The following is a 14,309-nucleotide window of genomic DNA, read 5'->3' as shown; positions in this document are numbered from 1 at the left end:
AATTACCATATTTCTTATTTTTGAAAGGCGAATCTTTGATTCGCCTTTTTTATTTAACCAGATTATTCAAAATAATTCCAATAAAACATTATGACCAAACGATATTTACTATGGAGCGGTGTAGCAATACTTTTTTGCTTTCTAGTTGCTACCGCAGCTTTTCTTTATCTCGAGTTGGAGAGAATTAAAAGCAGTGCACCAGTTATAATCACTGAAAGAGAAAAGAGAATATCTTCCCCTCCAATACCGGAAAAACTTGAGTTTTGCGGTGAAGCTGTTCCACTCAATGATTTTGATATTTACGAAAGGATGGACAGAGAATTATTAGTAAATACTTATTGGCACTCTGCAACATTGTTATATTTAAAGAGAGCAAATCGCTGGTTCCCAATTATTGAACCGATTCTTGAAGAATATGGAATACCTGATGACTTCAAATATATGGCAGTGGCTGAGAGCGGGTTATCAAATGCAGTCTCAAATGTGAGTGCGGCAGGTTTTTGGCAATTTATGGATTCCGCAGCAAAGAAATATGGATTAATAATTGACGATGAGATTGATGAAAGATATAATATTGAAAAAGCAACTATTGCAGCGTGTAAATATCTCAAGGAATCATATGCAAAATATAATAATTGGACTTTAGCCGCCGCCTCATATAATCGGGGAGTTAATGGAATTGACCGACAACTAACAAGTCAATCAGTTAAAGATTATTATCGCTTATTTCTGAATGAGGAGACATATAGATTTGTCTTCAGAATAATAGCGTTAAAAGAAATTTTTCGGGCTCCCGAACAATACGGTTTTTATTTTACAGACGATCAACTCTATCAACCATTTGAGACAATTGAAGTTACTGTAAATTATTCGATTCCAAACCTAACACAGTTTGCCCGAAAGTTTGGTATCGATTATAAAATTTTGAAAATATTTAATCCATGGATTAAAGGGCAATCTTTGAATAACAAAAACAAACATAAACTTGTCTTTAAAATTCCAAAGCCCGGTACATTAAACTCTATTGGTGATAACCAATGAAACTAGTGAATAATGAACTATCAGCAATAAATCTAGCCGCAATCGATATAGGTACAAACAGCTTTCACATGATTATTGTGAAATTAAAAGAGAATGGAAATTTTGAAATAATTGATCGTGTGAAAGAGGTAATCCGACTTGGAGAAGGAAGCGGAGGGAATCTGAAGTATATTTCCGAAACATCCACTCAAAGAGCTGTTGAATCACTAAAAAGATTTAAAACAATAGCCGAATCTCACAACGCAAAAATTAGAGCCGTTGCAACTAGCGCAGTGCGTGAGGCTAACAATAGAAATGAATTTATCACCGAAGCATTTGAGAAAACTGGTTTAAACATTGAAGTAATTAGCGGCTATGAAGAAGCAAGGTTAATATATCTCGGTATTCTGAAAGCCGTTCCGGTTTATAGTCAAAAAAGTTTGATAATTGATATCGGCGGAGGTAGTACCGAATTTTTAATTGGGAAAAATGGAATATCAATACTGGTAGGAAGCATTAAAATTGGAGCGGTTAGATTGACAAACAAATTTTTCCCCGATTTTATTTCATCGGAGAAGAGAGTTGAGGAATGCCGGCAATGGGTAAATGGAGAATTGTACCAGATACTTGATTCAATCAAGCTAGAGGGATTTAAAGTTTGTGTGGGTTCTTCCGGCACAATTATGTCCATCGGTTTGATGTTGCATGCAAAACGGAATGGTGGTGAAATTGCGCAATCTATTCTGAATAATTTTGAATTCACTTGTGATGAGTTAAAGGAGGTGGAAAAAGAAATTCTGGTTAATAAATCATTAGGTAAAAGAAAGAAAATTGTTGGACTTGATGAAAAGAGAGCCGAAATAATTACTGCCGGGGTTATAATTCTTTCTTCCATTTTTGATTTTTTAAAGATTGAAAAAATGATAATATCTGGTTACTCACTTCGAGAAGGAATAATTATCGACTCTGTTCACAAACTGTTTCAGAACTCTTCAATTACTAATCTTAACGAAATTAGAAAAGGAAGTATTATTAATCTGGCAGAAAATTTTCGTTATGATAGAAAGCATTCGGCTCATGTGGCAAAATTAGCATTAAAAATATTTGACGATTTAAAGGATCTCCATAAAATGGGGAATGAATACCGTGAGTATCTGGAAGCCGCATCAATATTGCATGATATTGGGTATCACATTTCTCATACAAATCACCATCATCATTCTGCTTATATTATAAAAAACGGTGAGCTGCTTGGATTCAATGAACTTGAGATCAATATAATTTCACAAACCGCGAGATACCATAGAAAAAGTCACCCTAAAAATAGTCACGTTGATTACGCGAAACTTTCTGATAAAGATAAAGCTATCGTTAAGAGTCTTTCATCAATACTTCGCATCGCTGATTCCCTTGAGAGAATTCATAAACAGAACGTTTTGGGAATTGAAGCTGTTCAGCAAGGTAAAAAAGTACATTTCAAAATAACGGCGAAAGAGGGAAGCGATTTATCAATTGAACTCTGGAATCTTGAAAGACGCAAAATTCTATTCGAGGAGACCTTCGGATTGAAAACAGAATTTCACGTAATTAATACAATTAAGAATTAAATTACTAAAATTGTTCTATTTTATAATCTAGCTAATTGTTAAGAAAAAATCACAAAATTGACTTTTTTCATTAAAAAAATTTCAGAGATAGAGAGTTTTTTTTTATCTTTGACAAACGAATTGTCCAATCAAAATCTGATCAAACATGCCTATCAAGAAGAAAGTTAAGTACATTTTTGTTACTGGAGGAGTTGTCTCATCACTTGGAAAAGGAATTACGGCTTCTTCTTTAGGATTATTGTTGAAATTGCGCGGTTACAGTGTTACCATTCAAAAATTTGATCCCTATATTAATGTTGACCCCGGCACAATGAACCCATTTCAGCATGGTGAAGTATATGTTACCGATGATGGAGCCGAGACAGATTTAGACTTAGGACATTACGAAAGATTTTTAGATGTAAATATGAGCAAGGCAAACAATACTACTACCGGACAAGTATATAATGAAGTCATCACCAAAGAACGAAGAGGGGACTATCTTGGTGCAACAGTTCAGGTTATCCCCCACATAACCGATGAAATTAAAAAGAGAATGAGAATATTAGGTGATAGTGGAAAATATGATATTGTAATTACAGAGATTGGTGGTACTGTTGGCGATATTGAAAGTTTACCTTTTATTGAAGCCATGCGCCAAATTATGCTTGAGTTGGGACGCAAACACGCTCTGAGTATTCATGTAACATTAGTCCCATTTATTTCATCAGCCGGTGAAATGAAAACAAAACCTACTCAACATAGCGTAAAAAATCTTCTTGAACTAGGAATTCAGCCAAATGTATTGGTATGCAGATCAGAAGAAAAATTAGCGAAAGAGATTACTGAGAAAATAGCATCATTCACTAATGTGAATAAGGATGCGGTTATTTCAGCTCACGATTGCTCCACAATTTATGAAGTGCCGATTGTTCTCCATGAGCAAAATCTTGATTTAATTGTTCTCGATAAATTAAAACTCCCCGGATTAAATCAAAAGCTGGATCAGTGGAAAGCCTTTGTTGACAAAGTTGTTGAATCAACAAGTGAAATTAAAATTGCAATTTGCGGAAAGTATGTTGAAAATAAAGATGCATACAAAAGTATCAGCGAAGCTTTTATTCATGCCGGAGCGGAAAATGATGTAAAAGTTAAAACAGATTTTATAAGTTCTGAGCTGGTTGAGACTAAAGGGGCAAAAAATATTTTCAATGGTTATCATGGAATTTTAATCCCGGGCGGATTTGGTGAGCGTGGAATTGAAGGTAAAATTCTTGCGATTAAATATGCGCGCGAAAATAATATACCTTTCTTCGGAATATGCCTTGGACTGCAATGCGCTGTAATTGAATTTGCGAGAAACGTCTGCGGAATAAAAAAGGCAAACAGCCAAGAGTTCGAAAAAAATCAATACAATGTTATTCATATAATGCCCGATCAATTAAAAGTTACAACCAAAGGCGCAACAATGAGGCTGGGCGCATATCCTTGCAACATCAAAAAAAATACATTGGCATTTGATGCCTATCGGAAAAATAAAATTTCTGAAAGACACCGCCATCGCTACGAAGTAAATAACAAATTCCGTGAAACCCTCGAGAAGTATGGAATGATAATAAGTGGTAGTTCACCTGATGATCAATTAGTGGAAATGATTGAACTTGATAATCATCCTTGGTTTGTAGGCTGTCAGTTTCACCCCGAACTTAAATCCCGTGCAACTAAAGCCCATCCACTCTTTCGTGAATTTATAAGCGCGGCCGTAAAATATTCTAAAGGAAAAATTCAAAATTGAAAACGAAATTAATATTAGCCTATTTGCTTCTTTGCTTAACCTCTACACACGCGCAATTAAATAGTTTGGTGCAGCAAGGTTTAGAGCGTGCGTATAATTTTGAATTTGTAGAAGCTGAAAAAATATACAATAGAGTAATTGATCGATATCCGAATTCACCGCATGGGTTTTACCGAATTGCACAAATACACTTTTGGATTTATCTCGGTACGAGAGATCAGGGCGAATATGAGGTATTTAAAAAATTTGCAGAACTTACTGAAGATCGACTTAATAAACAGATAGGCGCAAATCCAAATGATTACCGGCTAATAAATATGGCGGGTAATCTTGCTTCATTTACAGCAATGGCTGAAGCAATAAATAATTCCAGTATCGATGTGTTTTGGTCTTCTAAAAAAGCAGTTGGTTATTTTGAAAAAGCTATTGAAATCAATCCAAAATTCTATGACGCGTATCTCGGATTAGGATTGTACGATTACGCCATGAGTTTTGTCCCCGAGTTTTTAAAATGGGCAGTTAATTTAACCGGACTCTCGTCCGATAAACAGAGAGGGTTAAAACACATTAAAACAGCCTATTTGCGAGGAACATCCACAAAGACTGAAGCAGCCTTTCATCTTTCCAAAATTTATACAGAATATGTTGCTGAATATGATAGCGCAATTTCTCACTTGCAATCATTAACTTCTAAATATCCCAAAAACTCATTATTTCTTTACCAATATGGCGTTACACTCGCCAGGGATCTGCAATTTGATAGAGCTTTAAATTATTTTGATCGAGTGATCAAACTTAATAATAAGAATATTCCACAGCTGGTAGCTTTATCTCATTTTCGTAAAGGTGAAATATTCTTTAAGCGAAATCAATTTAAAACAGCAATAACGCAATTCAACCAATTTCTTGATATGTCCAAAGAGTTAGATCTAACTGCTGCTGCAGCATTCCATGTCGCGATTTCAGCAAAGATGCTCGGTAATGATGAAGAATATGAGAGAAATTTATTACTCGCTCAAGGTGGTAATCAAGATCTTTTTGAAGATGCTTATGGTAAACAAAAAAGCGAGTTTTATATGAAGAATGGTATTTCATCTGAGGAACTAAAACTAATCAGAATGAAAAATTATCTTGATGCGGGAAAGTATAAAACTGTAATTGATTCACTAGAAAAAGAAGTGGATGGCTTTGATTCTAAATTGCAAAAAGCACTATCATATGGGTTTCTTTCTGAGGCCTCACTTAGATTAAAAAAGTATAAAAATGCTTTAAACTATGCTGAGCAGGTTATTCAACTTGCACCTTCCACAGAAAAATGGATTTTAGTGCTTGCTGAGTTAAACATCGCAAAAGCCTATTTCTTTACCGGTGATAAAGACACCGCTAAAGATTATTTGAAGAAAGCAGAAAATCGGAATGACTACGAGTATAAAGATTATTTAGCCTCAAAAATTGAATGGCTAAAAAGAAGAATTCGATAGTTAATTGTAACATTAATAAAGTTTTTCTTATAAATAATATTCTATGTACAAAATCGCTGTTTTTGTATCTGGTAGAGGCTCAAATTTTAAAGCAGTCTATAATTCTATTAATAGTAGTAATGCTCAAATTTGTGCACTTGTTAGTGATGTTAAGGATTGCGGAGCAGTAAAGTTCGCAATAGAAAATAAGGTACCAGTTTATTATTTAAAAACTAAATTGAATCCGGATGGATTTTCGTTTGTCAGCTTAGCGGAAGAGTTTACACAAAAAGGAATTGATTTAATTGTTCTGGCTGGATTTCTTAAAAAAATTGCTGATGAGTTTGTTGACGCCTTTAACAACAAAATAATAAACATTCATCCTGCTTTACTTCCTGCTTTCGGCGGAAAAGGAATGTATGGACATTTTGTGCATGAAGCTGTTTTTAATTCAACAGCAAAAGTGTCAGGCGCAACAGTTCACTTTGTTGATAAAATTTATGATAATGGAAAAATAATTTATCAAAAATGTGTCAACATTCAGCATTGTACCAATGCAGGTGAAATTGCTGAAACTGTATTAAAAGTTGAACATGAAATTCTTCCTCTTGTAGTAAATAAGTTTATTGATAATAAAATTAAAATTGTAAACAATCGTGTGATTATTGAAGATTGATAGGATATAAATTGGAAAAATTTGCTCTTATAAGTGTTTCGGATAAGTCTGGCTTGGCTGAACTTGCCGTAGGATTAAATCATGCTGGTTATAAAATTATAGCTACGGGTAATACATTTAAAGTCATTAACGAGTTAGGAATTGAATGTATTGAGATCAAGGATTTCACCTCTTTTCCTGAAATATTTTCGGGGAGGGTTAAAACTCTTCACCCAAAAGTATTTGGGGGAATTTTAATGCGGAGAGATAATGAATCCGATAAAAAAGAAGCCTTTCAGAATGAGGTTCATCCCATCGATGTTATCTGTGTCAATTTATATCCATTCCCAAAAGTTGTTGATAGAACTGATATTTCCCTTCAAGAGAAAATTGAGAATATCGATATCGGCGGTCCAAGTCTGATTCGTGCATCGGCAAAGAATTATAAATATGTTTCTGTGCTTACAAGTCCTAATCAGTACACTAATTTTCTCGATGAGTTAAAAAATGGAGAAGTAAGTTTAGAGACAAAACAAAAACTTGCGTTTGAGGCTTTTGCTTACACCTCTTTTTACGATACATTAATTGCGAATTATTTTGAAAAGGAATTTGATCAGCCAAAAACTTCCATCCGTTTTAATTTACCCGAATCATTTTCACTTAGATATGGCGAAAACCCACATCAAGAAGCTCATTTATTTGGCTATTTTGAAAAGTACTTTAAAACTTTACATGGGAAGGATTTATCATATAACAATATAGTTGATTTAGCTGCCGCTGCTGAACTTGTAAATGATTTTAGTGATTGCGCATGCGCCATTATTAAACATACAAATCCTTGTGGTGCCGCAATTGGTAAAGATGTTCTAGACGCTTATTTGAGAGCGCTTAGCTGTGATACTGTATCTGCATTTGGTGGTATTGTTGCTTTTAATAGGGAAGTCGATCTAGCCACTGCCGAAAAATTAAATGAAATATTCTTGGAAATAGTTTGTGCTCCTTCTTATTCTAATGAAGCACTTCAGCTTCTTCAATCAAAAAAGAACAGGAGAATTATACAAGTTGTAAATTCTGATTTCAGTAGTGAACCGATGGTAAAAAGTGTACCTGGTGGACTGCTGATTCAAGAAAAGGATAAATCGATTTTAGCTGAAAAGAATATCAAACTCGTTACTAATAAAAAATATACAGAAAATGAATATGAGGATTTAAAGTTTGCATGGATTGTATGCAAGCATACGAAATCAAATTCTATTGTTTATGTGAAGGATAAAAAAGCAATTGGAGTAGGCGCCGGACAAATGTCGAGAGTTGACTCAACTAAAATTGCCGCTTCGAAAGCCAAGCAGTTTGGACACGATTTGATAGGTGCCGTCGCAGCATCGGATGCATTTTTCCCATTTGCTGATGGACTTTTAGAAATTATCTCTAATGGAATAACAGCTGTGATTCAGCCAGGTGGTTCTGTAAGGGATGAGGAAGTAATTAGTGCAGCAAATGATAAAAACATTTCAATGATTTTTACAGGAATTAGAAATTTTAAACACTAAGAGGTTGAATGGGAATATTTGATTTATTTTCGACTGACATTGCAATTGATCTTGGCACCGCCAATACATTAATTTATATCAAAGGCAGAGGCATAGTTCTGAATGAACCGTCGATTGTTGCATTTGATAGAAATACTAAAAAAATAATTGAGTTAGGAAATAAAGCTAAAGAGATGCAGGGAAGAGAACATCGTGAAATTAGAGTGACTAGGCCAATGCGCGATGGAGTAATTGCCGACTTTGAAATTGCTGAAGGAATGATTCGGGCATTTATTAAAAAGGTTGCTCCTGCATCAATTACAAGCAAAAGAATTGTAATTGCAGTACCAAGTGGTGTTACTGAAGTTGAAAAACGTGCTGTTAGAGATGCGGCTGAACATGCCGGGGCTAAGGAAGTTCACTTAATTGCTGAACCGATGGCAGCCGCAATTGGAATTGGAATAGATGTGGAAGCTCCCGTGGGAAATATGATTATTGATATTGGAGGCGGTACCACTGAAATAGCGGTTATTGCTCTTGCTGGAATAGTTAATGAAGAATCTGTTCGAATTGCCGGCGATGAAATGAATAATGCAATTGCGCAGTTCTTTAAGAAGAATTATAACTTGTTGATTGGAGAAAGAACAGCTGAATCAATTAAATGTGAGGTTGGCTCTGCTGTACCATTAAAAGAGGAAGTAACGATACAAGTTAAAGGAAGAGATCTTGTAGGTGGCATACCGAAAACCGCTGAAGTTAGCTCGGTAGAAATTAGAGAAGCATTAACTGAAAACATTAGCCAGATAGTGGAGGCGGTAAAACAAACACTCGAAAGAACTCCACCTGAATTATCGGCCGATATACTGGATAGAGGAGTTATGCTCACCGGCGGCGGTGCTTTACTCAAAGGATTAGATGAAAGAATTAGAATGGAAACAAATTTACCAGTTCATGTTGCTGAGGACCCTCTGACAGCGGTAGTTCGCGGAGCGGGTAAGGCAATTGAAAATCTTAATAAGTATTCAAAGGTATTTATTCGTAAAAGAACTTACTGATGCTTAAAATATTTTTAAAATTAATTGAATTATTTAAAGCGAATATAGTCTTCACGATTTTATTATCTGTCAGTTTTTTTATGCTTGCCCAAAATAATGATGAATCTGCCAGCCATATCAAAGCCTATACATTAGGTGTTTATGCTGTCGTAAATGAATATACTACTTCCTTCATCAATCTTTTCAAACCAGATAAATCACTAGAAGAACTTAAGAGAGAAAACGCCTCGCTCATGTTAGAAGTAAATCGATTAAGATCACTCGAAAGTGAAAATGAAGATTTAAGAAGTAAGCTTGGATACCTTGATACAACAAGTATAAAATTAATTACAGCAAAAATTGTATCAAAATTGGTTACAAAGGTTCAAGGTAATTTCATTGTTAATAGAGGATTAAATGACGGTGTACAAAAAGGAATGCCTGTAATTACCGAGAAGGGGCTTGTTGGAATTATTGATGTCGTGGATAATAATTACTCGATAGTTAAAAATTTGCTGAATACTAGTTTGAATATAGCTGTATCAATAAAAAGACTAAACATTGATGGCATTCTCAATTATGATGGCAATCATCTTATCATAAAAAATATACCAACTACATACGATATTAAAACCGGAGATATTGTTGAGACATCGGTTTTAAGCACTGCATTTCCTCCCAAAATTCCGGTAGGATTTGTTTCCAAGAAAGAATCCAATATGTATGGTCTTCTCCACAATTTAACTGTTAATTCTTACGAAGATGTGAACGCGGTTTCGAATATTTTTATTGTCATGGAAGTGCCCAGTAAAACAATTAATAATCTCGAATTGAATTTCTCAAAATAAAATATGTTAGACCATCTTAAACCTTTAATATATTTTTTACCGCTGGTTGTTATTCAGCTGGTAATTGTTCCAATAATTTCTATACAAAATATTACACCCAACTTAATATTGGTGCTCATTTTTTATTACACACTTCTTAAAGGGCAAATTTATGGAACAGTACTTGGTTTTATTTTTGGATTTTTATTCGATCTGTTGAGCGGTGGATTGCTTGGCGCGTCGATGGTTTCGTTTACCATATCTGCTTTTATTGTAGGCTATTTTTACAGCGAAAATAAATTAGATACAAATTTGGCATCCTACTTTTTTTTAATAATTTTATTCATCGGCGCTACAATTAATTCGATTGTTTATTCAGCAGCCGCTAAGGAAAGTGTGGATGTTCGATTTTCATTTTTACTTTTTGAATCTGGCGTACTTCCTGCAATTTACACTACTATTTTTGGGTTAATTGTAGTTACTTTGAATTCCAAAAAGGGTCTGTTTCATGAGTGAAGAGTTGTTCGGTTCATTAGTTCGAAAAAGAATTCTATATTTAACTATAGTTGGATTTATCACTATCGCATCATTTCAACTTTTTAAAATGCAGATAATTGATCAATCAGCATATTCAACCAAATCTGATGATAATAGTGTAAAGCCGATTTACCAAACAGCTCCGCGGGGTGTATTTTATGACCGCAATATGAATGTGATGGTAGGAAATAAACCGTCCTTTACTTTGAGAATTACTCCTTCTGATTATAACACTGAATTAAATCCTTTTATTGAAGCAATATTAAATGTTGAACCTGGTTATATCAATAAAATATTAAAACAAACTCAAACCTATTCCAAATATATCCCGCGTCGAATTTCTAAAGATGTTGATTTTAAAGTTATTGCATGGTACGAAGAAAATATGTCCAAACTTCCCGGCGTAGATTATATAATGGAAACTCAGAGAGATTATTCCTTTGGAATTATGGGCTCGCACATGTTTGGTTACACAAAAGAAATTTCTCAACGAATGCTTCAAGCAAGGAAAAAAGAATATTCGATGGGGGATGAAATTGGATTTAGTGGACTCGAAAAAAGTTATGAAGATATTCTTAGAGGTCAAAAGGGGATTAAATATGTATTGGTAGATTCAAAGCAGAAAACTATTGGAAGTTATAAAGAAGGGGGAACTGATATAGAATCTGTAAAAGGGTATGATTTAGTATTAAGTATTGATAAAGATGCGCAGCAGGTTGCTGAAGAAGCGTTTAAAGATAAGCGTGGGGCGGTAGTTGCAATTGAGCCGGCAACCGGTGAAATTTTAGCGTTTCTTAGTGCTCCGGAATATGATCTTGCTAATTTCGCTAGTGTAACCTCCAATGATATTTGGCGTCAGCTCAATATCGATCCTCAAAAACCAATGTTTAATCGTGCTACAATGTCGATTTATTCTCCCGGATCAACATATAAAATGCTATCGGCGTTGGCTGCTCTTGAAGAGGGAATAATTGATACTAATACAAGGATTGGTTGCAGTGGTGGTTTTCAATTTGGTGATAGATTTTTTAAATGTTTACATGTTCATGGAAGCACTGATGTTAAAACATCTATCGAAAAATCATGCAATACATTTTATTACCAGCTTATATTAAAACTAGGATTGGACCGCTGGGCAGAATATTCTCAAAAATTTGGCTTTGGTAAAAAATCGGGTTTAGATATTGGTGAAGAGATTACCGGACTAGTACCAAACACTAAATATTACGATAGAGTATTTGGAAAAGGTAGGTGGACAAGAGGATTCTTAATTAGCCTGGGAATCGGTCAGGGTGAACTTAGTGTTACACCATTACAACTCGCCCGGTATGCAGCACTATTTGCCAATTATGGTAAATCGGCAAATCCTCATTTCCTAAAAAGTTATATTGAAACACAATCTCGAAAAAGAGTAGATGTGAAACCACAATATTTTGACATTGGAATTAGCAAGAGATCGTTTGACATTGTGAGAGAGGGAATGTTTAGGGTTGTAAATGGAGCTGGAACTGCTGGAAATATTAGATTACCTGATTTGACTATTGCTGGTAAAACTGGTACAGCACAAAACCCACATGGTAAGGAGCACGCTGTGTTTGTAGGTTTTGCACCATACGATAACCCTAAAATAGCGGTAGCGGTTATAGTTGAAAATGCCGGTTATGGAAGTGTTGCTGCCGCTCCAATAGCCCGTGATGTAATGCAGGCTTATCTTCAAAAAGATAAGTTAAAAGCAAAAAGGGAATTGGAAAAGAAATTAGAAATCCAGAAAAAAGAAAAGGATTTGGTAATTGCAAATTAATTATAAACCACAGGATAAGTTTGACTTCGCCATTTTCTTACCAGTAGTGGGATTAATTGTTATTGGACTCTTTGCAATTTATAGTGCTACCGTGAATCATCCAACAGCAAGTGGTAATTTTGAAAAACAACTATTGTTCGCTGCTATTTCTTTATTTGTTTTTGGTATAATTTATTATTTACCCCACCAAACTTTTAAATCTCTGTCATCATCTACTTATGCTATTTCACTTCTGTTTTTAATTGCCGTTCTTGTTGTGGGAAAAACGGTTTATGGCGCGAAAAGCTGGTTTGGTGTCGGTTCATATGGATTCCAACCATCTGAACTTGCAAAACTAGGGACAATTCTTTTTTTATCGGACTGGCTTACAAAAACTAACCGCGATGTAAACAGGTTTCAAGATATTTTATTTGCGCTTGGTATTGGATTCGTGCCGATAATATTTATTTTGCTTCAACCTGATATGGGGACTTCAATTGTATTTATTCTTATTACAATGTCGTTAATATTTTGGAGCGGAATAAGCTTATTTGGTTTGTTTGTTGTGCTCTCTCCTGGGGTTGTAATCTTTGCATCATTGTTCGGAACACTTCCTTTTATAGCCGCGATGCTATTGATTACAGCCGCACTCTTTTTCTTTAAGAAAGATTTGTTCAATAGTATTACTGTATTTATAATGAATCTATCTGCAGGATTCTTTTTCGATTTTATTTTTAAGATACTCAAGCCACATCAGCAAAAACGAATTGAATCATTTTTAGATCCATCTGCCGATCCTCTTGGTTCAGGATATAACGCATTGCAAGCAAAAGTCGCGATTGGTTCAGGTGGCTTATTTGGAAAAGGTTATCTTCAAGGCAACCAGACTCAGCTCCGATTTATACCTGAACAATGGACAGATTTTATTTACTGCGTGGTGGGTGAAGAGTTTGGTTTTATTGGAAGCATGCTTGTTATCACACTTTTTCTAATAATATTTTTAAGGTTATTGAAACTAAGCTCGATAGCTAAAAGCAAGTTTAGCGTTTTAGTGGTGGTGGGCATTAACGCAACTTTATTTGCACATTTTGCGATCAATATTGGAATGAATTTAGGAATTACTCCGGTTGTTGGTCTCCCTCTTCCTTTCTTAAGTTATGGGGGTAGCTCATTGATGATTAACATGGCTATGATAGGGATTGTTTTAAATATTTATCGCAATAGAAAAGATCATACATAAGGAATATGAAATTGAACGCACTTTCAAAACTAAAAAATAGAATAGCTGATGGTTTTCATATTTGTGTTGGGTTAGATACCGATGTAAATAAAATCCCCAAACACTTACTTAAATATGATAATCCTGTATTAGTTTTCAACGAGCAGATCATCGAAGCAACTAAAGATTTTACATGCGCATTCAAAATTAATTTTGCTTTTTATGAGAAATATGGCGCCAGAGGATTTGAGATTATTGAGAACACTTTAAAGAAAATACCAAACTCGGTACTCACCATTGCGGATGCTAAAAGGGGAGATATTGGCAATACATCACAAATGTATGCTCAATCGGTTTTTGATCATTTTAATTTTGATTCAATTACTCTCCACCCATATATGGGTTTTGATTCACTCTCTCCGTTTTTAGAATACACTGATAAGCTTAATTTTATACTTGCATTAACATCCAATCCCGGCAATGCTGATTTTGAAAAATTAATTGTGAATGATGGGAAATTTCTATTTCAACATGTAATTGAAAAAACTAATGGTTGGAATAAAAATAGTAATTGCGGATTAGTATTTGGTGCGACCAACAAAAGTGAACTCGAAGAAAACATAAATAGTTTTGAGGATATGCCTATTCTGCTGCCTGGAGTTGGGGCACAGGGGGGAAGTCTGGAAGATGTTTCTTCCATATTTAAAAAAAATAATAAGAGAAATTTTTTAGTGAATGTAAGTAGAGCACTTCTGTATACTGATTCTTCCGAAAACTTTGCCTCCTCAGCTTTGTCTGTTTTGGCCGATTATAATTCCGTAGTAAATAAATATTGCTGATTAAAAATATTTAGCATTTTAATTTCGA

Annotated in this window: 12 protein-coding genes; all 12 read left to right on the top strand. The window is 34.7% G+C overall.

Going from position 1 to position 14,309, the window contains the following annotated elements; translation table 11 throughout:
* Positions 1-90: 90 nt before the first annotated feature.
* The 12 genes from KF816_11025 (at position 91) to pyrF (ending at position 14,281) form a co-directional block, all read left to right on the top strand.
* Positions 91-1,041 carry a lytic transglycosylase domain-containing protein gene (locus KF816_11025; GenBank protein ID MBX3008542.1) on the top strand — a complete coding sequence of 317 codons (951 nt, stop codon included), beginning with the start codon at positions 91-93 and terminating at the stop codon, positions 1,039-1,041.
* Positions 1,038-2,627 carry a Ppx/GppA family phosphatase gene (locus KF816_11020; GenBank protein MBX3008541.1) on the top strand — a complete coding sequence of 530 codons (1,590 nt, stop codon included), beginning with the start codon at positions 1,038-1,040 and terminating at the stop codon, positions 2,625-2,627. The genes KF816_11025 and KF816_11020 overlap by 4 nt, the downstream gene beginning before the upstream one ends.
* A gap of 145 nt (positions 2,628-2,772) precedes the next feature.
* Positions 2,773-4,401 (top strand): CTP synthase, encoded by a 1,629-nt coding sequence (locus tag KF816_11015; GenBank protein MBX3008540.1) that lies wholly within the window; start codon positions 2,773-2,775, stop codon positions 4,399-4,401.
* A complete protein-coding gene (locus KF816_11010) occupies positions 4,398-5,882 on the top strand; it encodes a DUF3808 domain-containing protein (protein ID MBX3008539.1) in 1,485 nt (494 codons plus the stop codon). Before KF816_11015 ends, KF816_11010 begins: the two co-directional genes overlap by 4 nt.
* Before the next feature lie 43 nt (positions 5,883-5,925).
* Positions 5,926-6,537: a phosphoribosylglycinamide formyltransferase gene (locus KF816_11005; GenBank protein MBX3008538.1), complete on the top strand. Its 612-nt coding sequence runs from the start codon at positions 5,926-5,928 to the stop codon at positions 6,535-6,537.
* An 11-nt stretch (positions 6,538-6,548) separates the two neighbouring features.
* Positions 6,549-8,066, top strand: a complete 1,518-nt coding sequence (purH, locus tag KF816_11000; GenBank protein MBX3008537.1) for a bifunctional phosphoribosylaminoimidazolecarboxamide formyltransferase/IMP cyclohydrolase — start codon at positions 6,549-6,551, stop codon at positions 8,064-8,066.
* Positions 8,067-8,074: 8 nt separating this feature from the next.
* Positions 8,075-9,100, top strand: a complete 1,026-nt coding sequence (locus tag KF816_10995; GenBank protein MBX3008536.1) for a rod shape-determining protein — start codon at positions 8,075-8,077, stop codon at positions 9,098-9,100.
* Positions 9,100-9,927, top strand: a complete 828-nt coding sequence (mreC, locus tag KF816_10990) for a rod shape-determining protein MreC (protein ID MBX3008535.1) — start codon at positions 9,100-9,102, stop codon at positions 9,925-9,927. The genes KF816_10995 and mreC overlap by 1 nt, the downstream gene beginning before the upstream one ends.
* Positions 9,928-9,930: 3 nt before the next feature.
* On the top strand, positions 9,931-10,422 hold the full coding sequence (gene mreD / locus KF816_10985) for a rod shape-determining protein MreD (GenBank protein ID MBX3008534.1): 492 nt from the start codon (positions 9,931-9,933) through the stop codon (positions 10,420-10,422).
* On the top strand, positions 10,415-12,244 hold the full coding sequence (gene mrdA, locus KF816_10980; GenBank protein MBX3008533.1) for a penicillin-binding protein 2: 1,830 nt from the start codon (positions 10,415-10,417) through the stop codon (positions 12,242-12,244). Before mreD ends, mrdA begins: the two co-directional genes overlap by 8 nt.
* Entirely contained in the window at positions 12,234-13,463 is a 1,230-nt protein-coding gene (gene rodA, locus KF816_10975; protein ID MBX3008532.1) for a rod shape-determining protein RodA, read from the top strand. The genes mrdA and rodA overlap by 11 nt, the downstream gene beginning before the upstream one ends.
* A gap of 5 nt (positions 13,464-13,468) precedes the next feature.
* Complete coding sequence (gene pyrF, locus KF816_10970) at positions 13,469-14,281, top strand: orotidine-5'-phosphate decarboxylase (GenBank protein ID MBX3008531.1); 813 nt, start codon at positions 13,469-13,471, stop codon at positions 14,279-14,281.
* Positions 14,282-14,309 lie beyond the last annotated feature (28 nt).

The sequence above is a fragment of the Melioribacteraceae bacterium genome, assembly GCA_019638015.1.
Classification (GTDB): Bacteria; Bacteroidota; Ignavibacteria; order Ignavibacteriales; family Melioribacteraceae; genus JAHBUP01.
Note: the sequence above shows the minus strand (reverse complement) of the source record. Positions and strands in the feature narration are given on the sequence as shown.